Below are 24600 nucleotides of genomic sequence, written 5' to 3' on the forward strand. Positions count from 1 at the left end.
TATGTTTGATTATTCCTTATTATTGTATAATTTCAAGAACAGGCACGATTTTTTCATCTCATCCAAATTGACTATATAATTTTTTTACACTAACACAATTGAACAAACTATGATTGAAGATTATAATAAAATAATTGAGTCGTTAAATATCAAATTTATACGCTCAACTTCACTCAATGCCATTAAATCGGTACGCATCGAAAATTACTATGATGTGCAAAATACTATCTTTTTCATTGAAAAAGGTATGATGAATTTTGGCAATGAGAATGAAAGGGCCAAAGAAGGAGATATCCTTTTCATCCCTGGAGGAAAAAGTACTTCAATCGTGTTTGGAGACAATGCAGATGTAAGCATAACTAACGAACAATTCATCAACCAGAAGGAGGATTACCTGCGTTCCAGACACCATCTTGAACTCTCTCAAACCCCTGTAGTAAAGTTTACTTCGGTAACTTTTGATGTGAAAGCCTTCGATTCGGTGAACTTTTTCACTTCTTTAGATATCCCGCCATTTTTAGTACAAGAGCAACTTGATTTAGGACATATTGTCCGGAAAATTTATCAGGAAACTCACAATGACTTGCCTGGCAAATCCCGAGTCATCAACTTGTATACGGAAGAATTGGTGATTGGCCTGTTCCGCTTCGTGCTTGACCAAAAAATGTTTGTGGAACAACTGGCGACCAACAGCAATTACTTCAAAGACCCCCGCTTGATCGATATATTTAATTATATAAAAAATAACCTGGATGGAGACTTGTCCAACAAGGCCTTGGCCAGTGTAGCCAATGTCTCAGAGGACTATGTAGGGCAATATTTTAAAATGTTGACCGGCATCAACCCGCAAGATTATATTGAATACCAACGTATGGAAAAAGCTGTAGATTTACTACGGACTTCCAAGAAAAGCATCCGTGCAATCGGTGCGGAAGTAGGCTATAAAGATACGGCTTACTTCTGTCGAAGATTTAAAATGATGTTTGGTATACCGGCTGGAAAAATGCGTAAAAGAGAATCACTCATTGACGTATCCAGCGAATCAGAAGCGTAATTGTATATGCACAACTTGGATGAAAAAATCTTTTTGCTAACCAATATAAAAAAGGGCTTTTAAAAGCCCTTTTTTATATACCATAGCATGAATCCTCCCTAAGGATTGACTTCCGAAATTTTGATTGTCCAAGCATGTTGGCAAGGCGGGTTCTTTTGCACGGAAGCCGGAAGGTATACTTCAAAGCCGTTACCTACCTTTTTCCATTTCAGATTGCCTTTTACACCTAACATACTCACTTTGGCTCCTTTGGCTGGTTGGATTGTAGACAACCAAATTTTTGAAGGGGCTTGCTTTTCGTTTTCATCTGCCAAATAGATTGCATAAACCGCCTTAGTATTTTTATTCTGTGTCAAGGCAACTTTCGCTTCTTTATATGGCTTGACAGGACGGGACTCGTAAATCGCTTCGCTGTTTACCTTCATCCATTCTCCCATACCTTTCAAACGCTCATACACCTGAGGGTCCCAATCTCCTTGAGGCGATGGCCCTACATTTAATAGAAAATTCCCTCCTTTGGCAACAATATCAACCAGCATATGTACCAATTTGCTTACGGACTTGTATTGGTCTTTCGGCACATAGGACCAGCTGTTTCCCATAGTAATACAAGATTCCCAAGGAACGGTCATGGCCTCTTCCGGTACTTTCTGCTCAGGAGTCAGGTAATTTTCATAAGGCCCGTGTACCCAACGGTCTACCACAATTAAACCCGGTTGATGTTTGCGGGCCATGCTGGCTATACCTGGGATGTCTATATCCTGGTCATAAGTTTTCTTCTTCGCCCATTCTTCGTACTTTTTAGGAATATTATTATAAGGCCTTACCCAAGCACCGTCTAACCATAAGATATCTACAGAACCATAGCCGGTCATCAATTCTTGAATTTGTGTAGAGGTAAAATCCTTAAATTTTTGCCAACGCTCCGGGTATTTGGCCGGGTCGTAATTTACATGTCTGTCTGGATTGACAAAATAAGGCCACCAGTAGTACTCTGTATTCCAGTCCGGCTTCGAATAATACGCCCCGATCATAAATTCTTCCTTACGGAAAGAGTCAAAGATCTCTTTGGTTACATTGGCTTTGGAATTGCTGTGAAAAGGGCTTTTTTCGGAGGTTATTTTATAATCGGTAGTCTTGGTATCGAACATACAAAAACCATCGTGATGTTTAGTGGTAAACACGACATACTTCATCCCTGCATCTTTTGCGGCATCCACCCATTTCTCCGGATTGAAGTCTACAGGGTTAAATTCCTTTTGCAGGTTTTCATAATCTTGCTTGTATTCAAAATAATTCTCATAACGGCCTCTTTTCCGCTCTGTCCAGCCCACATCTTCGTTACACAAGGACCAAGATTCTACAATCCCCCACTGGCTGTAGGTTCCCCAATGCATAAACAAACCGAACTTATAATCTTGCCACTGTTCCAGCTTTTTGAGCACTTCGGGGTCTTTCACCGGCACGTAATCCTCCGCATCATGCTGTGCAAAAAGAGCACTATGCAACAAGCAAAGCAAGGCAATACTTTTAGCAATTACTTTCATATTTAATGTAATTAGTTAGTTATCAAATAATCTATTTTTTATCACTCAAATAAAACATCAGCTTGCCCGCTTTGAGTAATTCTTCCTGACTGATAAAGGAGCCCCGTAAACGTTTACTTCCCAACTCCACTTTATCAATATAAATATTTCCTTCATTGTTATTACTGGTTTCAATCACCAGCTCTTTTTTCGGGAAATACTTTTCGTCCAAATGAATGGTTACTTTATCAAATACCGGACTGGTCAGGGTAAAAGTAGGCTCACCAGGGCAAGTTGGAAATATTCCCATCATGCTCCACATGACCCATGTTGACAAAGTACCGGTATCATCGTTACCCGGAATTCCTCCCGGAGAAGCATTAAAATCGTTTTTCACCAAACTCCGGACATACGCCTGTGTACGCCATTCTTCACCTTTGATGTAGTTGAAGTAATAGGGATATCCCATATCCGGCTCGTTGGTTACATCAAATAAGGAATCTTCAAAAGAGCGCACTAAACGGCTAACAAAATTTTTCTTCCCCCCATGCAGCTTAATCAAACCTTCCATATCAAAAGGAATATAAAAAGAGTAGTTCCAGGAAGTCCCTTCATGAAAGCCATTGGCAGGCTCAAAATTTTCACCTTGTAGCGGATCGAAGTTTTCCATAAACTCCCCGTTTTCTTTCACCGGACGCAATAGTCCATATTCCGGATCAAAATATTTTTTATACCCCTCTACCCTTTTCATCAACATCTCATAGTCGCTTTGTTTGCCTAGAGCTTTGGCTAGCTGCGCCAAACTGTAGTCGGCAGCATAGTATTCTAAGGCTTGTGAAACGGAGTTGTCAAACTTTTTGGTAAACGGCACATAGCCATTTTTGCTATAAAAATCGTTGTCATGCCGTACCGGGTTTTCCGCTCCCGGCCGGGTAGCCTGGCGAATCATTGCTTCATAAGCCAGTTCCTTATCAAAATCGTTAAGACCTCGAAGCCAAGTATCGGCAATGGTCGGCAAAGCAGGATCTCCTTCCATTACGTCAAAATTGCGGCTGGCCAATTCCCATTTAGGCAAATGGCCACTCTCCTTGTAAAAATCCAACAATGACCGGACAATGTTCAATTGACGTTCCGGATATACCAAGGTCATTAACTGACCGTACCAACGGTAGGTATCCCACATCGAAAACACATTGTACCGGGTGCCGGAGGTATTTTTACCAACATAGGATTGATTAGCAGCCGAATACTCTCCATTGACATCCTGAAAGATGTTCGGATGAATCAAGCTATGGTATAAAGCCGTATAGAAAACAGTTTTGTCTTCATTACTTCCTCCTTCTACTTCGATCCGGCTCAACTGCTGCTCCCAAGCCGTTTCCGCTTCTTTTTTTACTTGCGCAAAAGCAAAGCCTTGCTGCTCGGCATTCAAATTGGCCCGGGCATTTTCAATACTTACATAAGACACCCCTACTTGTACTTCAATGACTTCGTCTTTTTCGGTTTGATAGCTAAAAAACACCCCTAAATCGTCCCCGGCCAATTCCTTCTGATATTCCTTATAGACTTTATACTTTCCGGTATGTTGATACCATTCTCCACGGGTGCCAGGCATATCCGGGATTTTTTTGAAAAACCCTTTTTTATCCGCCGGCTTGCTAAACCGCACAACAAAATACACCGGAAAAACCGACTGGTCTGAAGTATAGCAAAAAGAGCCATTCATTTTAAAGCCTTCGATTTCCGTATCGGAAACAATTTTGGCATAAGACCCGGGTTCGTTGGTAAGGCCCAATCCCAAATTCAAAAGGATATGCGACTGCCCGGCAGGAAATGTATAGCGACTTAAACCACTTCGAACTGTGGCCGTCATCTCGGCTTTAATATTGTATTTATCCAAGTTGGCCGCATAGTAACCAGGCGCTGCCTGTTCATCGGAGTAGGTAGTCCCGTACTCTCCATGAAAAACTTGCAGCTCTCCTGTGGTCGGCATCAACAGGATGCTTCCCAAATCCGGACATCCTACTCCACTTAAATTCACATGAGTGAAGCCGGTCAATACTTTGTTTTCATAAATGTAAGGAGCCGAACACCAACCTTCATCAATATTGATCCGGTTGCCAGGGGCTTTCGAAACATTAAACGGTGTAACCGACACCATCCCCTCCGGCAGGATTGCTCCGGGGTTGGTAGCTCCAAAATTAGATGAACCGATAAACGGATTTACATATTTCGTATACTTCTGGGAAAAACTTGTGTGGGCACATAGCAATGCTATGAGTAGAAATAAAGGAAATTGTGTTCCCAAACGTCTCCTTCTATCAATGTTTCTTTTCATTTTTACATTAGTTAGTAGTTAGTTTTTTTACCTCTTCAAATGTAGGAATATAATTTTTAGATAAAGTATCCGGAGGGGAAAAGGAGGCAACTTCCGGGGTCTTTTCGGGCAAAAAAGGCTCTTATCCCTTTGCAAAGGTTTGCAAGCAACGAGTTAATTCATTGAATTGCTTGTCCCTTACCGGGAATTAACCCATCAAGTTGTGATCAATGATATGAAAAAACGCACCTTTGGTAATTGAGAGTAAAGTAAAAAGACGAACAATTAATTCTTCACACAAGCTTCAATGGCCGGAAAGTTTTAACTGAACATTTTTTACAATTTTACCTCAATCCCAATTTCTGCATTCTCTAAACAACATTTTACAATTTGAAGAAACCGGAAGGGGATGTATGGCACCCTCTCAAAAAAACAGATAAAAAAATTCGGGCCTTTCCCTTTCGATGAAGGGAATAAGGATCAATTCTCATTGATCTTTTTAGTAGCTTCGGCCATTTCCTTTATAAAATCCGGATTTTTTTCAATCGCATTTCCTACCACCACCAAATCGGCCCCTGCCTGATAGCAAGCCAATAGTTGTTCCACATTACGGACTCCTCCTCCCAACACCACCGGCAAATCTACGGCTTGTTTTACCGCACGGATCATTTCAGAAGAAATGGGCTTCACGGCCCCACTGCCGCCGTCCATATAAATAAGTTTCAGTCCTAATAATTCCCCTGCCATTGCCGTACAAGTAGCAATGTCTTTGTTGTTGTAAGGGATAGGGGTCGTATTACTCATATAAGACACTGTGGTTTGAGAACCACAATCCACCAACATGTACCCGGTAGGAATCACTTCCATGCCGGATTGTTTAAGAAAAGGAGCGGAAACGACATGGTGACCAATTAAAAACTCAGGGTTCCGGCCGGAAATCAGCGATAAAAAAAGTATACTGTCAGCTGAAGAGATCAGATGTAAGCTATTGCCGGGAAATAAAACCGTGGGCACGGAGGAATGTTTCTTAAAAAAATCATTGACCTCTTGTATATTTCTTTTCGTGAGCAAGCTTCCTCCTATTAAAAAAGCAGCAGGAGGACACGACTGAGTTAAGGTTAAAATGCGCTGACATGCCTGTTCGTCACAATTATCCGGGTCAATTAATACTGCAAATGCTTTGTGATTTTTTTGCCGTAATCGGGCAAGAGTAGTATAAAAACTCATGTATTCAACCAAAAGTTAACCAACAATAATGAAAAATTCATCGCGAAGTTCCAAATTCGCTTTTGTAAATTCAGATTTCAAACTAATTTTGACCCTTCCTTGTAACCTTCCAATAAACATACTCAATAACTACTAACTTTTAAACTGTACAATTATATTTTGAAAATTTTAAATATAAAATTAAATGAGTACTCCTTTCTCGAAAACAAAAATAGTAGCCACAGTAGGACCTTCCTCTAATACAAAGCAAAAACTATTGGAACTAATGGTGGCAGGGGTAGACGTATTCCGTTTGAATTTTTCACACGGCACACATGAAGACCATAAGAAAGTAATTGAGCATATTAAAGAACTTAGAAAGACCTTTAATAAAAACGTAAGTATCCTTCAGGACTTACAAGGCCCCAAGATCCGTATCGGGCAAATCGAAGAAGGACAAATTGAGTTAGTGGAAGGTGAAGAACTCGTCATTACTACTGAGGATATAATCGGTAAGAAAGGAATTGTGAGTACTACTTATACCACTTTGGTCAAAGACGTGAAAGCGGGTGACACCATTTTGTTGGATGACGGTAAAATCGAATTAAAAGTATTTAAAGTAGAAGGTCCTCAAATTCATACCCATGTAGTAATTGGAGGAATCTTAAAGCCCCGCAAAGGAATGAACTTGCCTGATACCGATATTTCCGAACCTTCTTTGACTAAAAAGGATAAAAAGGATTTGGAATTTGGTTTGGAACATGGCGTGGACTGGATCGCGATCTCTTTTGTACGCTCTCCTGCGGATATTATCGAATTAAAAAATATCATTAACGAACATAAAAACCGGGCAAAAGTAGTTGCCAAAATTGAGCGCCCGGAAGCGCTGCGACATATTGATGAGATCGTGGAAGTATCGGATGCCTTGATGGTAGCCCGGGGGGACTTAGGTATTGAGATCCAGATGGAAGACGTTCCGATGTACCAAAAACAAATTGTGAGCAAATGTAACGAAGCGTCCAAACCGGTCATCATTGCCACTCAAATGATGGAGAGTATGATCGAAAACCCCCGACCGACCCGCGCTGAAGCAAACGATGTGGCCAATGCGGTAATTGACGGGGCAGATGCCGTAATGTTAAGTGCCGAAACCGCCTCAGGTAAATATCCTTTGCAAACCATCCAGCACATGTCAGCCATTGTGCGTTCGGTAGAACAACAAGCGGATATCTATCACAAATATTACAAAGATGAAAAGGGAGATGCTGATTTCGGAAGCAAGGTTGTTATCAACAGTGCCGTGCACTTGACAGAACTGACGAATGCCAACGCCATTATCGGAATGACCAATTCCGGCTTTACGGCTTTTCAAATTGCCAAGCACCGTCCTTTGGCCAATATCTTTATCTTTACTTCTAACCGTCCCCTGTTAAATACCTTGAATTTGGTTTGGGGAGTAAGAGCTTTCTATTACAACAAGCAGGAATCCACCGATCAAACCTTTGCCGATGTAGAGGAAATTTTGGTAAAAGAAGGGCTTTTGCGCAAAGGCGATGTGTATATCAATGTAGCCAGTATGCCTTTAAAAGCCAAAAAGAAAACCAACACGGTGAAGTTTACCGTTGTAGAATAAACCGAACTTCGGAAATATTTCCTGAAATTCGCATTGATTCAAAAATCCACAATTAAATTTGTCCTAATTGTGGATTTTTTGTGTCTAATAATAAAGGCAGGGGAAAAACGAGGGAAAGGAAAATGTTAAAAACTCAACGAATCAAATCAATATGTTCAGGATTAAAATTCTCGATTGGTATATCTTCAAAAAATTTATAACGGTTACGTTTTATGTAATCCTGATCCTGAATACAGTGGTCTGTGTGATTGACTATACAGAGAAATCCGATGATTTTCTCAAGCACGAAACCCTGTCTTATGCCGAAATATTCGGGGACTATTACCTGAATTTTTTCATTTTCATGGCCAATACCCTGAGTCCTATAGCCGTGTTTATCTCGGTGGTCTTTGTCACGGCAAAGATGGCTTCCCATTCGGAAATCATTGCCATGCGCAGTGCGGGAGTGAGTTTGCTGCGAATGATGGCACCCTATATGGTCGGTGCTATATGCCTGGGAGTTGCCTCTTTCTTTTTGGTGGGTTGGATTATCCCCAACTCTTCCAAAATACGCCTGGCGTTTCAAATAAAATACCTTAAAAACGACTTTTATTACAGCGAAACAGACATTCACTTCAAAACCGATGACTCTACTTATGTATACATGAGGCGTTATGACAACCGGAGGGACGTAGGTTCTGACTTTACGGTGGAAAAAGTGATTGACGGAGAAATGAAATACAAACTGAAGGCTCGTCAAATACAGTGGGATACCACACAGAATTTGTGGCACCTGGGACGCTACTCAGTACATACATTTGATGGAGAAAAAGAATCCATATGGGAAGGACATAAACTGGATACCATGTTTAACCTTTACCCCAAGTACTTTGAAAGCCGGTATAAACTGAACGAGCGACTGACTTTCCCGGAGTTAGAGGAGTTTATTCAAGACGAACTCACCCGGGGAGCGGGAAATGTAGAGCTGTATATGCATGAAAAATACGAACGGTACGCTTATCCTTATGCCATCGTCATCCTTACGTTTATGGGCGTAGTGGTTTCTGCCAGAAAATCCAGACAAGGAACGGGAGCACAAATTGCTTTAGGCTTTTTTCTTGCCTTCTTGTTTTTGCTGGCCGTGATGATGAGCCGGAGTATTGGTGCTGCCGGGGCATTGGACCCTAAAATCTCCGCTTGGCTACCTAATGCAACATTTTTTGTTATTGCAATCATAATGTACTACACTTTTCCCAGGTAAACTCAATGTTAAAAGATCAATTACAATTGCACTTCATCGTCTTCTTGTGGGGCTTTACAGCCATTTTGGGCGTATTAATCGACATCCCTTCTACCGAGGTGGTCATATTACGCACATTTATTTCGGCCCTGGCTTTAGGCGGTTTATTATTCTTTATCAGAAAGTCACTTTCCTTGCCCAGAAGGGTTATTTGGAAGATTTTAGGTATCGGAGGAATTGTCGGATTGCATTGGACTTTGTTTTTTGCCGCAGCCAAAATTTCCACTGTAAGTGTTACGCTGATTGGCATTGCGACTACTTCTCTATTCACCGCATTCATTGATCCCTTAATCAACCGGTCCAAGATCAAAGTGGTCGAAATCTTTTTGGGTTCTTTGGTGATTATTGGCTTGTATGTGATCTTCCGGTTTGAATACGAGCATGTAATCGGATTAAGCATAGCCTTGGTATCGGCTTCTTTCAGCGCCCTATTTTCGGTGTTAAACAGCCGTATGGTTAAAGCATACGATTCGCTTGCCATTGCTTTTTACGAAATGGTCGGTGCTTGTATCAGCACGATTTTGCTCATTCCCGTTTTTCAACTTTTCATTACGGAGGCCCCCTTGAGTGTGCCCACTCCATCCGACTGGTTATACCTGGGATTGTTGGCATTGGGGTGTACCGTTTTCCCTTTCTACCGGGCCATTCACTTGATGAAACGGATTTCGGCCTTTAATATCAACCTGGCGGTGAATTTGGAACCGATATACGGCATTATCCTAGCGGTCTTCATCTTCGGGGAAAGAGAGAAAATGAGCCCTGCTTTTTATTTGGGAACAGGCATTATTTTAGTGAGTGTGCTGATGTACCCTATGCTCAACAAAAAATTCAGTGCATATCAAATTCCTCTGAGCTTACGGAAGAAAAAGGTGGTTTAGATTGGCAAGGACCAAACTCTTATCCTACAAAAACCCCTTCCAGGTTATATAACCTGGAAGGGGTTTTCTTATAGATTTTTTGTTGGTTAAATAAATTGGTTGATCAGGTTTTCAAACAATTCTTGTTTACCGCTGATCTGCTGAGGCTCTCCTTTTTCCAGCACCAATCCGGTTAAATCTTCCAGTTGTAACTCTTTCTTTTCAAACGCTTTTCCCAAACCCGTATCAAAGGACTGATAACGCGCTGTTCTCAACTGCTTATAAGGGGACTCTGTCAGTATACGGTCTGCAATGATCAATGACCGGGCAAAAATATCCATCCCACCTATATGAGCATAAAAAATATCGGCAAGGTCGGTTGAGTTTCTTCTGACTTTTGCATCAAAGTTGATTCCTCCACCTTGAAAGCCTCCACTCTCCAACAACACCAGCATGGTCTCTACGACTTCATATAAGTTGTTTGGAAACTGGTCCGTATCCCATTGGTTTTGATAGTCTCCCCGGTTGGCATCCATACTTCCTAACATTCCTGCATTTGCAGCCACTTGCAATTCATGTTGGAACGTATGACTTGCCAAGGTAGCATGATTAACTTCAACGTTTAATTTAAAATCTTTTTCCAAGCCGTATTCTCTTAAAAATCCCACCACTGTAGCGGCATCAAAATCATATTGATGCTTGGTAGGTTCCATGGGCTTGGGTTCTATAAAGAAGCTCCCTGTAAACCCGTTTTTACGGGCATAGTCTTTCGCCATATGCAAAAACGTAGCAAAGTGCTCTTGTTCTCGCTTCATATCCGTATTCAACAAGCTCATATACCCTTCTCTACCACCCCAGAACACGTAATTTTCTCCGTCCAAAGCGATGGTTGCATCCAGGGCATTTTGCACTTGTGCTCCCGCGTAAGCCAGCGTATGGAAATCGGGATTGGTAGCAGCCCCGTTCATATAGCGAGGATGCCCGAACAAGTTGGCAGTTCCCCAAAGCAATTTCACTCCTGAAGCAGCCTGTTTTTCTTTGGCATATTCTACGATGCTTTGTAGTCTTTTTCCCGACTCTGCCAACGATCCCCCTTCAGCTACCAAATCATAATCGTGAAAACAGTAATAAGGAACACCTAACTTAGTAATAAATTCAAACGCAGCATCCATCTTGTCCCTGGCCTGTTGCTCGGGATCATTATTTTCCAACCAAGGGAAACGCTTAGTGCCCACACCAAAAGGATCATCCCCGGTATTACAGAAGGTATGCCAGTACGCACAAGCAAAGCGAAAATGTTCTTTCATCGTTTTACCGGCCACCACTTCGTTTTCATTATAGTACTTGAATGCCAACGGATTATCCGACTCCTTTCCTTCGTATTGAATTTTGTCTATGCCTGCGAAGTATTCTTTATTTCCGATTAGTACACTCATCTTCTATTTACTTTATATGATTAAAAAATTTCCTTAACTCTCTGAATTGTATCCGGCATCTCCCCTATTCACCTGTAGTATATCACTATTGGGTAAGTATTTCTTTCAAGCGCTCTTTCCAGGATTGATACAACTCCTGATACATAGCAGCTTCCACACCCGGTTCGTACCTTGAAAGACAGGTCAAAGATTGAAATGCTTCTGTATAACTTTTGAAATATCCTGCACCTAAAGCCGCAGCCCTGGCAGCTCCTTCTGCACCATCCGTCTCATAAAGCTCGAGCACCGTACCAGTCGTATTGACAAATGCATTTCTAAATACCGGACTTAAAAACATATTTGCCTGACCCGCCCGAACAGTTTGGCTGTGCACACCCAGTTCTTTTAATACCTCAAAGCCATAATTTAAAGCAAACACAATCCCCTCTTGAGCGGCCCTTGCCAAATGCCCCCGTTGATGCAGGTTGAAGTTGAGTCCTTCCCAACGAGCAGTTACTATCCGGTTGTTCAGCATCCGTTCGGCTCCATTGCCAAAAGGAAAACAACTTAACCCTCCTGCACCTGCCGGAACCTCAGCCGCTAAAGCGTTTAATCGCTCATAACTGAGTTGCCCTTCTCCTTGCAAGTTCTTTTTCAACCAACTATACAAAATGCCCGTACCGTTGACACATAATAAAACACCGTTCCGGGCCGCTTCCGGAGTATCCGATACATGCAAAAATGTATTTACTCTCGATTCGGGATCGGCAACCGGTTTTTCCGTGACGGCATAAATGACTCCGGAAGTTCCGGCAGTGGCCGCCAATTCACCCGGTTGCAACACATTCAATGAAAATGCATTATTAGGCTGATCTCCCGCCCGGTAAACAATTGGCACCCCTGGTTTAATCCCCAAACTTTCGGCTGCTTCAGCCGTCACCTTTCCCTGCCAACCCAAGGTAGGAACCCTTTCCGGAATCAGGCGTTCGTCAAGTTCCATCTTCTCCAATAACCTGTTAGCCAATTGTTTTCCCCGAAAATCCCATAAAACACCTTCCGATAAACCGGAGGCTGTAGTGGTGATCTCTCCGGAAAGTTTCATGGCAATAAAGTCTCCCGGTAGCATCATCTTATGTATTTGTTGATACAACACCGGTTCATGCTCTTTTACCCACTTGAGTTTGGAAGCCGTAAAATTTCCCGGAGAGTTTAACAAATGCTGTTGGCACCATTCCACGCCTGTAGTTTGAAATGCCTGTTCTCCGGTTTGGATAGCCCGGCTATCACACCAGATAATGGCAGGTCGCAACACACGTTGTTGTTTGTCTACCAATACCAATCCATGCATCTGATACGAAATCCCAATACCTGATACAGATGCAGGGTCATAATTATGGGTAAATAACTTCCGGCACCCTTTTTTGACACAATCCCACCAGAGCTCGGGATCTTGCTCAGCCCAACCTGATTGAGGGCTGACAATTTCCATTTCTTCCTCCGGATAAATTACGGAAGCGATTCTCTTGCCTGCTTCGCCATCGAATAAACTTAATTTTACCGAAGAGCTTCCAATATCAATTCCTAAAAACCACATAGTTAAATACCAGTCCTTTTTTATTTATAAAAGAAGCTTATTTGCTTGTTATCAATACTTTATAATCTCATACATTAACCCAATGCTGATTTTTCGCATTTTATAAAAGGCATATACACCAGTTAAGTAAGGCCCCTTCAGATAAGCGAAGGGACCTTCTCCAAGCATAGCGATTATTGTATTTTATCTTATCACACCTCTTTTTTTCAAAAAGTATGATAAGTTAAATAATCAGAATTCCGTGATCCGGCTGTCATCAACTTTACCCAGTTCTAAAAGACTTAAAAGTAAAGCTACGCAGCTTATAGTCATTTATACAACAAGTATATATTTTTATTTCCAACTAATCAACTGGTTCCTATGAATTCTTGTGTAGGATTATTTTATTCAGGTAAAATTTCAGCATCATCAAAAGGTACATTCATTCCATAAGGATTTACGAAATGAATATCGGAATCAATATTTTGGAGTGTATGGAGCATAAGAAAGGAGAAAACTTCAAACCCGGTACTCTGCCTCTCAAAAAAGGATTGGTTTTTCGTTTAAAAATTTTCAAAGGGTGACTTTTATAGTAGACTCTGACACCCTCTTTAGAGACAGCTTGGATTGATAGCATTTAAAAACCAAGAAGCCACTCCTTATAACTAGGTATAAGTTAGCATAAATAATTGAATCCGTATAAGAATCCTTTCTAAAAAAATATCATCCGTGCTGATTTTTTGTAAATTCATCAACAATCAAGATATTGCGGCAAATTTGAAGAAGGAATCAAAACCATAAAGGGATAGTGGATAGTAAAACCAAAACAGGCCAAAATTTTATTTCTGAGACTCAATATCCGGACAAAATTATTGAAGCCCTCTCAATTGACTGTGTTATTTTTAGTTTTAAAAACAGCCATTTACAAATACTCCTTGTAAAACACGGAGAGGGAATTGGAAAAGGGAAATGGGCTTTGCCTGGAGGTTGGATCAAATACAATGAACATCTAGATAGTGCTGCATACCGTTTGTTGGAGCATTTGACTGGTGTAAAAGACGTTTATCTGGAGCAATTACAAGCTTTTGGAAACACAGATCGCTATCCGGGTAAGCGCGTGATTACCATTGCCTTTTTTGCTTTGATTCAGTCCGAAAATTATGAATTGCACCCAGGGTTTACTGCTGCAGATGCCAAATGGTTTGATATTCAACAACTTCCCGACTTGCTCTACGATCACAACCGCATCTTACGCTTTGGTTATGAATATTTAAAACTCAAAGTCAGGCACGAGCCCATCGGGTTTAACTTGCTTCCCGAAAAATTCACTTTACTCCAATTACAGGAACTTTACGAAGCGATTTTAGAGGTAAAATTGGACAAGCCCAACTTCAGGCGAAAAATCATGAAAATGAATTTGATAATCGATTGTAAGGAAAAGCAACAAAATGTCTCTCACCGGGCGGCCAACCTTTACCGATTTGATGAAAGCGTTTATAACCGTTTGAAAAAAGAGGGGTTCAATTTTGAATTTTAACCCTGCTCTTAAAGACAAATCATAGTGGCCCTATATAGAAAACTCGACATTCTGAGCCCTTGCAGTTGCTTATTCAAATGGAAAGCCGACTAGCAGACCCCATTTATTTGTCTCCTTTCCAAAGCACAAAAGGAAAATAGCACTATGAAATATTCCCCCAACGAAGAACGACTTCGCAGGGGGAATTTACAACGTCAAAAAATAGGCTTTGCCATAAATTCGAACTAGCTTTGCTCTCGAATCAGTCTAATTATTTTTTTATATGGCTAACCAACCTTTAATACTCATTTCAAACGATGATGGGATCACAGCGAAAGGTATCCGGCACCTGGTAGAATGGATGCAGGAGCTAGGAGATGTGGTCGTTGTCGCCCCTGATAGCCCCCAGTCGGGAATGGGCCATGCCATTACGATAAATGACCCGTTAAAATGCTACAAGTCTGATATCTTCCCAGGTGTTGAAGCTTACGAATGCTCCGGCACTCCGGCAGACTGTATCAAACTGGCTAAAAATTATATTTTGAACGGCCGGGTTCCCAACTTGGTGGTGAGTGGCATCAACCATGGAAGCAATGCTTCGGTAAGCGTATTGTACTCCGGAACCATGTCTGCCGCCATTGAAGCGGGAATTGAAGGGATGCCCGCCATAGGATTCTCCCTGTGTGATTATGACCGAGAGGCCGACTTCTCTCACACATATCAGTGGGTAAAAAATATTGCAATTCAAGCCTTGGAAAAAGGCATTCCGCAAGGCACCACTTTGAATGTCAACTTACCGGCACGGAACAAAGAAGAAATTAAAGGAGTAAAGACATGCCGGCAGGCAAAAGCCAAATGGCAGGAAAACTTTGATGAACGCGTTGATCCTTATGGTAGAAAATACCTCTGGCTGACCGGTGATTTTATTTACCAAGACGAAGGAAGTGATACCGATATATGGGCAATCGAAAATAACTATATTTCGATTGTACCTGTAAAATACGATATGACGGCCCATCAAGCCATCTCTGAAATGAATGAGAAGTGGGAAATTTGAAATTAGCAGACGGAAGCATTATTTTTGCAAAAAATAATTTAAATAAAAATATTACTTTACAGGATTTCTACCTACTTTAATCTACTGTAAAGAACTTATAAAATTTATATATCAAATGGCTGAAGTAACTTATATTCCTTACAAAGTAAAAGATATAGCATTGGCGGATTGGGGCCGAAAAGAAATCCACTTGGCAGAAGCAGAAATGCCTGGCCTGATGTCTCTCCGCGAAGAGTACAAAAACGAAAAGCCCCTAAAAGGTGCACGGATTGCCGGTTGTTTGCACATGACCATTCAAACGGCTGTTTTGATTGAAACCCTAGTAGAACTAGGCGCTGAAGTCACTTGGTCTTCTTGTAATATTTTCTCTACGCAAGACCAAGCGGCTGCAGCAATTGCGGCAACAGGTGTTCCCGTATATGCATGGAAAGGGATGTCAGAAGAAGAATTCGAATGGTGCATTGAGCAAACGTTGTTCTTCGGAGAAGACAGAAAACCCCTGAATATGATCCTGGACGATGGAGGTGACTTAACCAATATGGTTTTGGATAAATATCCCGAATTGGTTAGCGGCATCAAAGGACTTTCGGAAGAAACTACTACCGGTGTGCACCGTTTGTATGAGCGCATGACGAACGGAACCCTTCCTATCCCTGCCATCAACGTAAACGACTCTGTAACCAAATCAAAATTTGACAACAAATACGGTTGTAAAGAGTCTTGTGTGGATGCCATTCGCAGAGCTACGGATGTAATGTTGGCCGGAAAAGTAGCCGTTGTTGCCGGTTATGGCGATGTTGGAAAAGGATCTGCTGCCTCTTTAAGAGGAGCTGGGGCAAGAGTCATTGTTACTGAGATCGACCCTATTTGTGCTTTGCAAGCTGCCATGGATGGCTTTGAAGTGAAGAAGATGGTAAATGCTATCTCTAAAGCAGATATCGTGGTGACGGCTACCGGAAACAAAGACATTGTAAAAGCAGAGCATTTCAAGGCGATGAAAGACAAAACCATCGTTTGTAACATCGGTCACTTTGACAATGAAATCCAAGTAAGCTGGTTGGAAGAAAACTACGGTGATTCAAAATACACGGTAAAACCTCAAGTGGATGTCTATAATGTAGAGGGCAACGAAATCATCCTATTAGCTGAAGGTAGATTGGTGAATTTGGGTTGTGCCACAGGCCATCCTTCTTTTGTCATGTCAAACTCTTTCACCAACCAAACCTTGGCGCAACTTGAGTTGTGGAACCACAGTGACAAATACGAAAATAAGGTGTACACTCTGCCAAAACACCTGGACGAAAAAGTAGCAAAATTACACCTGGCAAAAATCGGTGTAGAGTTAGATGAACTGAGTGAAGAACAAGCTGCTTATATTGGTGTAAAACCACAAGGCCCTTTCAAACCTGAATATTACCGTTATTAATGTACCTCGGTACCCATTATAAGATAAGCCCGGCTTTGTGAGAGCCGGGCTTTTATTTTTCCCTTTCCAGAACTTCTGATGATACTTATTTCTCTATTTTGACACTTGCCGGAAAACGCTTGTTCGCTTGTTGAAACGAGGTGGTTTGCCGAAAGCTTTTTTGTAAATTCCGTTCAAACAAGGTCTTTTTAACTTCCAGTAAATCGCCACTGGGAATGGATTGAATAAGCTTCCGGGTATAATCTGCTTGTGGATTGGTAAATAAAGGTTCGGTATAATTTTCTTCCACTACTTTGCCTTGATGCATGACAATCACCCGGTCTGCGATAAACTTAATCACTGACATATCATGAGAAATAAATAAATACGTCAAATCATATTTGTTTTTCAATTCATTTAAGAGATTTAAAACTTGAGCTTGAACGGAAACATCCAAGGCCGATACCGACTCATCACAAATAATGAATTTAGGCTGTACGGCCAATGTCCTGGCAATACTGATGCGTTGTCTCTGCCCCCCGGAAAACTCATGCGGAAAGCGGTAAAAATAATCCGGGTTTAAATGCACTGCTTCCAATAGCTCCATAGCTTTGCCCCTTCTATCGTGCTCATTTTTGCCAATATTGTGCACTTTCATGGGTTCCATAATCGCTTCACCGATTGGTATACGCGGGTTCAAACTGGAAATCGGATCTTGAAAAATGATCTGTAAATCTTTCCTGTATTTTCGCATGGCTCTGGACGACAAACGCATTAAATCGATTCCCTGATACTTCACGTTTCCACTATGAGCTTGTACCAACCTTAAAATACTCTTGCCAAGCGTAGTTTTACCACAGCCCGATTCCCCTACTATCCCTAAGGTTTCATTGGGATATATTTTGAATGAGATATCGTCCACGGCTTTTAGCTGTTTTACTTTGTGCAAAAAACCTCTCTTTTTTTGATATACCGTAGTCAAATGGCAAACTTCCAAAAGGGGCTCTTGAGAGGAAAGGACTTGGGCTTTTATTGATTTCTCTTTAGAGGACTGTAAATTCGGCCTTAATGACTCAAATACATGAGTGTATTTCACCACTTGACGCTGCCCATCTACTTGAAGAAAATCATTCAGAGTCGGTAGCTTTGACAAATTAAAGTCAAGCCTTGGCCGGCAAGCCAGAAGACCTTTGGTATAGGGATGCTTGGGCTTTGAAAACACATCCCAAACACTGCCCTTTTCCACGATTTCGCCCTGATAAGTCACGATAATGCGTTCGGCAATATGAGCAGCTACGGCCAGGTCATGCGTGATAAATACGATAGAGGTACCTTGTTCCTGGCAAAGGTTTTGTAATAAAGCCAAAATGCTTTTCTGAGTAGTCACATCCAAGGCTGTAGTGGGCTCGTCTGCCAGGATCAATTTCGGTTTGCATGCTACGGCCATCGCAATCATCACTCTTTGTTGTTGTCCTCCTGACAATTGGTGAGGATAGGCCGAGTACACCTGTGATGGGTGGGCAAGTTGTACTTTTCTGAATAACTCCAGCGTTCTTTTTCGTGCCTCGGTAGAGATTAATTGAAAATGCGTTTCAAACATTTCATTCACTTGTTTTCCACATGTAAGTACAGGGTTCAGAGCACTCGTAGGGTCTTGAAAGATCATGGAAATTTCCCCTCCCCGGATTTTTTTCATTTGAGAGTCGTTCAACGACAATAAATCCACTTCTCCAAAAGATGAAGACTGGTAATACAATTCGCCTTGAACCTTCGCAGCCTTTTGGTTAATCAATTGTAAAATTGACAAAGCAGTGAGTGTTTTTCCCGAACCTGATTCCCCTACAATCGCAATTGTTTCACTTTGACCTAACTCTAAATTTATATTTTTTAAGGCGGGAGGACTGCTCTTTTCTGCGTGGAATTTAACCGAAAGGTTCTTTACTTTCAGCAGTTTACCAGGAGTGATTGTTTGATGTCTGATAGTCATAGAAATACAAAAAATACAATTACTGGTTCACTCTTTATAACTACCATATACCAGAAGAAGTATATCAAAAGAGTAGAATACGAGAAGGAACCTCCGGAAAGTTTTATTTATGCTGAGCGGTAAAGATTCGCCTTCTACGAAAAGGTTAGCCCCTATTCCCAACAACCTTCAGGCTGGAACAGAGGCTAACTATCACATAACAAAAATTTTATTGAATCCCTATCAGAGGATGTTCCGAACACAAAATCAATTTAACCGGGCTTGATGGGCTTGATGGAAGAAGATCCAATCTACCGTCACATACGCTTTCGGATTCTCCCCTTCATAGTCAAACGTAAAATATACATCGCATTTCCCTTTTACTTCCTTCAACTTCACTTCCAAATCTGACCAATCGGTTTCTTCTCCGGAAGTATAAGGAATGGCAACAGTACCTATCACTTCTCCATCCGGTTTATCTTTTCTAACTTTCACTACGTACCCCGGTCCATGCACACTTCCTGTACGTAAGGAAAGCCGGTCCACTCCTGTCAAATCAATATTTTTAAACATAAAATAGGAGTCCGAACGGATATTTTTCAGCAACATGTAATTGGTGCCTCCCGGCTTGCGTTTCGTCAGGTTTTTAAAACCGTCATACTCCTCTGCTTCTACCCTAGGTGAGCGAAACTCACTCTTATACACCGTTTTCAATGGGTCAATCATCGCCCCTCCTTGATCTTGATAACTGGCTGTAAAAATATACTTTCCATAGGTATTGGTTTTCACATGTTCGTCTAACAGCAAGGTTCCCTCAGTAGGCAGGCTTTGGTTTTCATCGGTTAAGGAGAATATATACTTCACAATTGCCTCCCCCATCTCCTCCGTAATTTGCGGATTAGCCGCCATCATTCTCTCTCCCCAGTTTCCACTACCTCCTGACTGTATTTTTTTGATCAATACAGGTATTTGCGTATCCATCCCCTTGTACCGCTTTGCCACCTCCATATAACTGGGGCCAATGGATGGCTCGTTAATGGCATGGCAAGAGATACAGGCATTTTCTTTGATCAATTTGGCTCCGTCTAGCGCTTGTGACTTTTGCTGGTGCCCTTGTTCGATCAAGGTCAGGTCATTACCGATTGCCAAATAGTCCAATGCAACCATTACTTGGTTCCGGTCCACAGTTCCGTCTTCTTTGTCCGTTACATTTACTTGATAATCCAATGCAGTTGTTCCCCAATAGAAAGTGCTGTTACCGACAAACTCTACGGCAATAGCAGGCGGTTCATTGCCTACCTTTATTTCTATGCTTGCCTCAGAAACACCCTCTTGAGAGTCATATACTTTTACTTTGGCTTGATAAATACCCGGTTCTTCAAACACAAAATTAGGGTTTCCCTTTTCAGATTGCACCGTACCGGTTCCATCAAAGAACCACTCAAAACGCAAGGCGTCATTTTCATCAAAATCAAAACTATTTTCCGCGCTGAAATTCACCGAAAATGGAGCCGCTCCCACAACTTTGTCTGCCTGAATTTTGGCAACCGGATTGCGATTTCCTTCTGCATAATCAATATGAGACAATACGGCATCAGGGTTGGCCGAAAACCAGTTTTTCCCGTATTCCAACATATACAAAGTCCCGTCTTTTGCCAACACCACATCCACGATATTTTGAAATTTAAAGGATTCTAAAAAGGGTTCTTGTTTTAAATAATTGCCCTTCTCATCCAATGTAACTGCATGAATCCAGTTGCGCATCCAATCGTAAACAAATACTTTTTGGTCATAATACCTTGGCAGCCTTCTTTTGGAGCCTACAAAATCGCCATAGTAATAAGTAGGTCCGGCCATGGCATTTCGTCCTCCCGCTTTCATATGTGGGAACTGGTCTGTTTTGGCATAAGGATACCAAATAAAGGCAGGATGAGCCGGTGGCAGTATTTGTGCACCGGTATTGTTGGGAGAGGTATTTTCAGGACGATCGGAGTCGAAAAGAGGGCCTAACTCCCCGGTTACATAATTCATTTTCCGGTAGGTTTGATTATCTCCCACAAAATAAGGCCAACCGAAATTCCCCGGGCCTCTCGCCTGATTTACTTCATCATAGCCTCTTGTACCCCTTTGTTCGTCATCATTGGCAGCATCAGGGCCTACATCTCCCCAATACAACCAGCCCCGTTTCATATCGATAGCCATACGGTAAGGGTTACGGCAGCCCATTACATAAATCTCCGGCCTGCCTTCCGAACCGTCCTTCGCAAATAAATTCCCATCGGGAATGGCATAACTTCCATTCTTCAAAGGATTTATTCTCAATACCTTACCCCTAAGATCATGGGTATTTCCGGAAGTTCGTTGAGCATCATACGGGGTTCTGCCGGGCCGCTCGTCCATAGGACCAAAACCTTGCGTATCGAACTGCATTCCTTTAGTATTAAAAGGGCTGGTATTATCCCCCACAGCAATAAACAAATTTCCATCCGGGCCAAACTCCAAGGACCCGGCCGAATGGCAACATTCATCTCTTTGAACGGGAATTTCCAACAGCACTTTTTCCGAAGCTAAAATCAAACTGTCACCTGAAAGTAAAAAGCGGGATACATGCTGTTTAGGCACATCTCCAACAGGCGAATAAAACAAATACAGCCAACCGTTAAAATCAAACTTCGGGTCAATAGCAAGCCCTAACAAACCATCTTCGTATTTAGTGTGTACATCGAGCTGGGCCAATGTTTTCAACTGCTCCGTAGCCGGATCAAACAACTTCACAGCTCCTTTTCTTTCCACAAACAGGATTTTGCCATTTGGCAACACCTCCAGTTCCATGGGTTCGTCCAGGTGATCCGCTAAAATATTTTTGACAAAGCGATTTTCAGGAGGTACCCTTAAGGAGGTCGCTTTTGCGTAATCCAAGCGGTTATCGCCTATGGCATAACGAATGCCATTGCGTAAAAGCTTTAAGAACTCCGGCTCGGAAAAGGTCTCATCCGTATGGCCAAAGTTGGTATAAAAAGCCCTTCCTCCATCAAATTCATGGCACCAGGTGATCGGGTGAAAATCGCCATGCTTGCCTCCACCATAGGATTTTTCATCCACGGTCAACAAGACATCCACCTCTTCATTAAAATTTTTAAAATCGTAAAATTCGTCTCTCTTTTCCCAAGAATCCGGCAGGTCTTTGGTAATAGGGTGGTGCTTATCGTGTCGGTGAATCATTCCCGTACGGACATTCGGATTTGAGGGGTGTCCGTTGAACCAGGCACCGATTAATTGATTAAACCAAGGCCAATGATATTCGGTATCCGTAGCGGCATGAATGCCCACAAAGCCCCCTCCGGCTTGGATATAGCGTTCGAAATCGGCTTGTTGAAAGCGATTCAAAACGTCTCCGGTGGTATTGAGAAATACTACTGCACTGTAGCTTTGCAAAGAATCTTCCGCAAAGAAAGAAGCATCTTCCGTGGTATCAACGGCAAAGCCTTCCTGGTGGCCGAGTTTTATCAAAGCCTCAATACCTGAGCCGATGGATGCGTGGCGAAACCCTGAGGTTTTAGAAAAGACTAGGATGCGTTTTTGTTTTGTTTGCTCTCTTACACATGAGGCACATAATAAACTCCCTATCATTGCCCATGCAATCACACATAGTAATTTTTTCATTTTCATCACATTAGAGGTTAAAAAACGGACTAAAAGCATCCTATAATAAACAAGTAGTATAGTTGAAAGGGGAGAGAAAAAAGTAGGAGTTCTTTAGGTCTCTCCCCTCTGAAGGGGGGGTATTGGTTATAACCTTTTAATTTTAATATCTCTGAACCAAACCTGGTCGCCATGGTCTTGTAAAGCAATATGCCCTACCGCATTTCTACCATAAGCCGGCCATTGAGTAAATTTACTGTTTTTTAATTGTTCTTCCCACTCCGGGCTTTCAATTTGGTACTCCACTACTTTGGTACCGTTCAACCAATGCTCTACATGCCCGTTATTAACGATTAGGCGTGCCTGATTCCACTCTCCGGCAGGTTTTACCGTCTCTTCAGTACAAGCCTGTAGATCGTAATTATCTCCGGCACGATGTTTATCAATTTGGGCATCGGGGTGTCTTTCATTATCCAAAACTTGCATTTCAGGACCTGAAAAGTACACCGCTCCCAACGTATCTGCTTCTACAACTCTGAAAAACACCCCACTGTTTCCACCTTCGGAAATTTTCCATTCGAGGCTGAGTTCAAAGTTTTCAAATTTTTCCTGAGTGATAATATCACCACCGCCTTTACCGGTCAGGCTAATGACCCCTTCAGCCTCTTCCCAGATAGGAGATAGCGTATCCGCGTGATAGTTTCTCCAGGCGCTTAAAGGCAAATCAATCCATTCGGTCGTAGTGGTTTCTTCCATAGGTGCTTCCGTATTTGCAGATTCTTTTGCCTGATCCTCTTGCTCTTTTTTTGAACAAGCACTGCTGATCAAGGCCACGGAAAGACCGGAAGCCCATAGGATTTTTTTAAGAGGTAATTGTCTAAACAGTGTACTTCCCTTCATAGGATTTCCAATTTAAAAAGTTAAAATTTATAGTTGTCGATTTTACGAATTTATATAAAAAATTCCTTGTATTTGAATTATTTCCAATAAAACTACATTCTTACAATGAATTTAGCATTATACTTAAACGCCCTTTTTTTCAGTTAATAAAGTGTCACTTCAGATAGAATTTTTCTTTTTTTCAAGTTTGAAAGGCTGACTACTTACGGTAAAATTTAAGGAATAATCACGAAAGCGAAACTTGAAATTAATTTTGGAGTTTATAAAGAAATACACTTGGTAAATAGATAAAATTTCACGAATTTCATTACAGCTTTTAAGGTTAAGCATTTTTTAGCCTTCTCAAAAACCGATTAAATGCAATGCGCCAATTAAAAATAACACAAAGTATTACCAATAGGAGAGAAAGTGAATCCTTGGAAAAATACTTTCAGGAAATCAATAAAATAGAATTGCTTACAGCTCAGGAAGAGGTAGACCTAGTGAGAAAAATCAAACAAGGAGACCAAAAAGCATTGGAAAAGCTGACCAAAGCCAACCTGCGCTTTGTGGTTTCGGTAGCCAAACAATACCAGAACCAAAACCTTTCCTTGAATGACTTGATTAACGAAGGCAATATTGGTTTGGTAAAAGCAGCACATAAATTTGATGAAACCCGGGGGTTTAAATTTATATCCTACGCAGTATGGTGGATTCGACAATCTATCATGCAGGCTCTTTCGGATAATACGCGAATGGTAAAACTGCCTGCTAACATGACCGGGACAATTAGTAAAATCAAACGGGTCGCTTCAGAGCTAGAGCAAGTGTATGAAAGAGAACCTACCGATGATGAATTGGCCGATGCATTGGAAATGAGTCCGGATGAAATCAAAAATGCCCTTAGCAACATGACCAAGCAAGTATCGATAGATGCGCCACTGGGAAGTGATGAAGATGGCGGCTCCTTATTGGATGTGCTGGAAAATACCAACAGCGACAAAGTGGATAAAAATATCGTCGACAAAGAATCCCTGAAGGTGGAAATTGAAAGAACCCTTGGGTCTTTGACTCCCCGTGAACGGCAAGTCATCAAAATGGCTTTCGGCTTGGATGGAAGCGAACCGTACTCCTTACAAGAAATAGGTGAATACATGGGGCTGACCCGCGAAAGAGTCCGTCAAATCAAAGAAAAAGGGATCCGGAAACTTCGCTATACCTCTCGCAGCAAGCTGTTGTCAAAATACCTGGAATAGTCTTTAAGTCTTTTTTATA

General features: G+C 41.7%; 16 protein-coding genes. 8 read left to right on the top strand and 8 right to left on the bottom strand.

The features are described from left to right. Positions 1–112: 112 nt before the first annotated feature. On the top strand, positions 113–1054 hold the full coding sequence (locus AAG747_RS12060; protein ID WP_346821620.1) for a helix-turn-helix domain-containing protein: 942 nt from the start codon (positions 113–115) through the stop codon (positions 1052–1054). 98 nt (positions 1055–1152) lie between these two features. Here AAG747_RS12060 and AAG747_RS12065 read toward each other — a convergent pair whose 3' ends face one another. The 3 genes from AAG747_RS12065 to AAG747_RS12075 form a co-directional block, all read right to left on the bottom strand. Beyond that, on the bottom strand, positions 1153–2601 hold the full coding sequence (locus AAG747_RS12065; protein WP_346821428.1) for an alpha-L-fucosidase: 1449 nt from the start codon (positions 2599–2601) through the stop codon (positions 1153–1155). 31 nt (positions 2602–2632) lie between these two features. Next, complete coding sequence (locus tag AAG747_RS12070) at positions 2633–4918, bottom strand: GH92 family glycosyl hydrolase (RefSeq protein ID WP_346821429.1); 2286 nt, start codon at positions 4916–4918, stop codon at positions 2633–2635. Positions 4919–5377: 459 nt separating this feature from the next. Then, a complete protein-coding gene (locus AAG747_RS12075) occupies positions 5378–6124 on the bottom strand; it encodes a phosphoglycerol geranylgeranyltransferase (protein ID WP_346821430.1) in 747 nt (248 codons plus the stop codon). A 184-nt stretch (positions 6125–6308) separates the two neighbouring features. Between AAG747_RS12075 and pyk the strand changes: the two genes are divergently transcribed. The 3 genes from pyk to AAG747_RS12090 all read left to right on the top strand — a co-directional run bounded on the left by pyk (position 6309) and on the right by AAG747_RS12090 (position 9893). Further along, positions 6309–7736 (top strand): pyruvate kinase, encoded by a 1428-nt coding sequence (gene pyk, locus AAG747_RS12080; protein ID WP_346821431.1) that lies wholly within the window; start codon positions 6309–6311, stop codon positions 7734–7736. A gap of 151 nt (positions 7737–7887) precedes the next feature. Then, positions 7888–8976 carry an LptF/LptG family permease gene (locus AAG747_RS12085; protein ID WP_346821432.1) on the top strand — a complete coding sequence of 363 codons (1089 nt, stop codon included), beginning with the start codon at positions 7888–7890 and terminating at the stop codon, positions 8974–8976. Between the two features lie 5 nt (positions 8977–8981). Beyond that, the gene (locus AAG747_RS12090; RefSeq protein ID WP_346821433.1) at positions 8982–9893 is read left to right on the top strand and encodes a DMT family transporter; all 912 of its coding nucleotides are present in this window, start codon (positions 8982–8984) and stop codon (positions 9891–9893) included. A gap of 86 nt (positions 9894–9979) precedes the next feature. Here the strand turns inward: AAG747_RS12090 and xylA are convergent, their stop codons facing one another. Both xylA and AAG747_RS12100 read right to left on the bottom strand, forming a co-directional pair. After that, positions 9980–11308: a xylose isomerase gene (xylA, locus tag AAG747_RS12095; RefSeq protein ID WP_346821434.1), complete on the bottom strand. Its 1329-nt coding sequence runs from the start codon at positions 11306–11308 to the stop codon at positions 9980–9982. Between the two features lie 85 nt (positions 11309–11393). Then, positions 11394–12881, bottom strand: coding sequence for a xylulokinase (locus tag AAG747_RS12100; RefSeq protein ID WP_346821435.1), 1488 nt, complete (start codon positions 12879–12881; stop codon positions 11394–11396). Between the two features lie 787 nt (positions 12882–13668). Here AAG747_RS12100 and AAG747_RS12105 point away from each other — a divergent pair. The 3 genes from AAG747_RS12105 (at position 13669) to ahcY (ending at position 16859) form a co-directional block, all read left to right on the top strand. Next, positions 13669–14397 (top strand): NUDIX hydrolase, encoded by a 729-nt coding sequence (locus AAG747_RS12105; protein ID WP_346821436.1) that lies wholly within the window; start codon positions 13669–13671, stop codon positions 14395–14397. 262 nt (positions 14398–14659) lie between these two features. Continuing rightward, positions 14660–15433 carry a 5'/3'-nucleotidase SurE gene (gene surE, locus AAG747_RS12110; RefSeq protein ID WP_346821437.1) on the top strand — a complete coding sequence of 258 codons (774 nt, stop codon included), beginning with the start codon at positions 14660–14662 and terminating at the stop codon, positions 15431–15433. Positions 15434–15548: 115 nt separating this feature from the next. Further along, positions 15549–16859 carry an adenosylhomocysteinase gene (gene ahcY / locus AAG747_RS12115; protein ID WP_346821438.1) on the top strand — a complete coding sequence of 437 codons (1311 nt, stop codon included), beginning with the start codon at positions 15549–15551 and terminating at the stop codon, positions 16857–16859. A gap of 85 nt (positions 16860–16944) precedes the next feature. Here the strand turns inward: ahcY and AAG747_RS12120 are convergent, their stop codons facing one another. The 3 genes from AAG747_RS12120 to AAG747_RS12130 all read right to left on the bottom strand — a co-directional run bounded on the left by AAG747_RS12120 (position 16945) and on the right by AAG747_RS12130 (position 23346). Next, complete coding sequence (locus AAG747_RS12120; RefSeq protein ID WP_346821439.1) at positions 16945–18825, bottom strand: ABC transporter ATP-binding protein; 1881 nt, start codon at positions 18823–18825, stop codon at positions 16945–16947. Positions 18826–19071: 246 nt separating this feature from the next. Beyond that, positions 19072–22473, bottom strand: coding sequence for a ThuA domain-containing protein (locus tag AAG747_RS12125; protein ID WP_346821440.1), 3402 nt, complete (start codon positions 22471–22473; stop codon positions 19072–19074). A gap of 120 nt (positions 22474–22593) precedes the next feature. Beyond that, positions 22594–23346 carry a 3-keto-disaccharide hydrolase gene (locus tag AAG747_RS12130; protein ID WP_346821441.1) on the bottom strand — a complete coding sequence of 251 codons (753 nt, stop codon included), beginning with the start codon at positions 23344–23346 and terminating at the stop codon, positions 22594–22596. A gap of 362 nt (positions 23347–23708) precedes the next feature. On the opposite strand from AAG747_RS12130, the gene AAG747_RS12135 reads away from it, so the two are divergent. Next, positions 23709–24581, top strand: coding sequence for a sigma-70 family RNA polymerase sigma factor (locus tag AAG747_RS12135; protein ID WP_346821442.1), 873 nt, complete (start codon positions 23709–23711; stop codon positions 24579–24581). Positions 24582–24600 lie beyond the last annotated feature (19 nt).

The organism is Rapidithrix thailandica, from assembly GCF_039710355.1.
Classification (GTDB): domain Bacteria; phylum Bacteroidota; class Bacteroidia; order Cytophagales; family Flammeovirgaceae; genus Rapidithrix; species Rapidithrix thailandica.

Bases quoted from the DNA above. Each gene is read 5' to 3' on its own strand.
- AAG747_RS12065 (WP_346821428.1), bottom strand. From the start codon at position 2,601: ATGAAAGTAATTGCTAAAAGTATTGCCTTGCTTTGCTTGTTGCATAGT.
- AAG747_RS12070 (WP_346821429.1), bottom strand. From the start codon at position 4,918: ATGAAAAGAAACATTGATAGAAGGAGACGTTTGGGAACACAATTTCCT.
- AAG747_RS12075 (WP_346821430.1), bottom strand. From the start codon at position 6,124: ATGAGTTTTTATACTACTCTTGCCCGATTACGGCAAAAAAATCACAAA.
- pyk (WP_346821431.1), top strand. From the start codon at position 6,309: ATGAGTACTCCTTTCTCGAAAACAAAAATAGTAGCCACAGTAGGACCT.
- AAG747_RS12085 (WP_346821432.1), top strand. From the start codon at position 7,888: ATGTTCAGGATTAAAATTCTCGATTGGTATATCTTCAAAAAATTTATA.
- AAG747_RS12090 (WP_346821433.1), top strand. From the start codon at position 8,982: ATGTTAAAAGATCAATTACAATTGCACTTCATCGTCTTCTTGTGGGGC.
- xylA (WP_346821434.1), bottom strand. From the start codon at position 11,308: ATGAGTGTACTAATCGGAAATAAAGAATACTTCGCAGGCATAGACAAA.
- AAG747_RS12100 (WP_346821435.1), bottom strand. From the start codon at position 12,881: ATGTGGTTTTTAGGAATTGATATTGGAAGCTCTTCGGTAAAATTAAGT.
- surE (WP_346821437.1), top strand. From the start codon at position 14,660: ATGGCTAACCAACCTTTAATACTCATTTCAAACGATGATGGGATCACA.
- ahcY (WP_346821438.1), top strand. From the start codon at position 15,549: ATGGCTGAAGTAACTTATATTCCTTACAAAGTAAAAGATATAGCATTG.
- AAG747_RS12120 (WP_346821439.1), bottom strand. From the start codon at position 18,825: ATGACTATCAGACATCAAACAATCACTCCTGGTAAACTGCTGAAAGTA.
- AAG747_RS12125 (WP_346821440.1), bottom strand. From the start codon at position 22,473: ATGAAAATGAAAAAATTACTATGTGTGATTGCATGGGCAATGATAGGG.
- AAG747_RS12130 (WP_346821441.1), bottom strand. From the start codon at position 23,346: ATGAAGGGAAGTACACTGTTTAGACAATTACCTCTTAAAAAAATCCTA.
- AAG747_RS12135 (WP_346821442.1), top strand. From the start codon at position 23,709: ATGCGCCAATTAAAAATAACACAAAGTATTACCAATAGGAGAGAAAGT.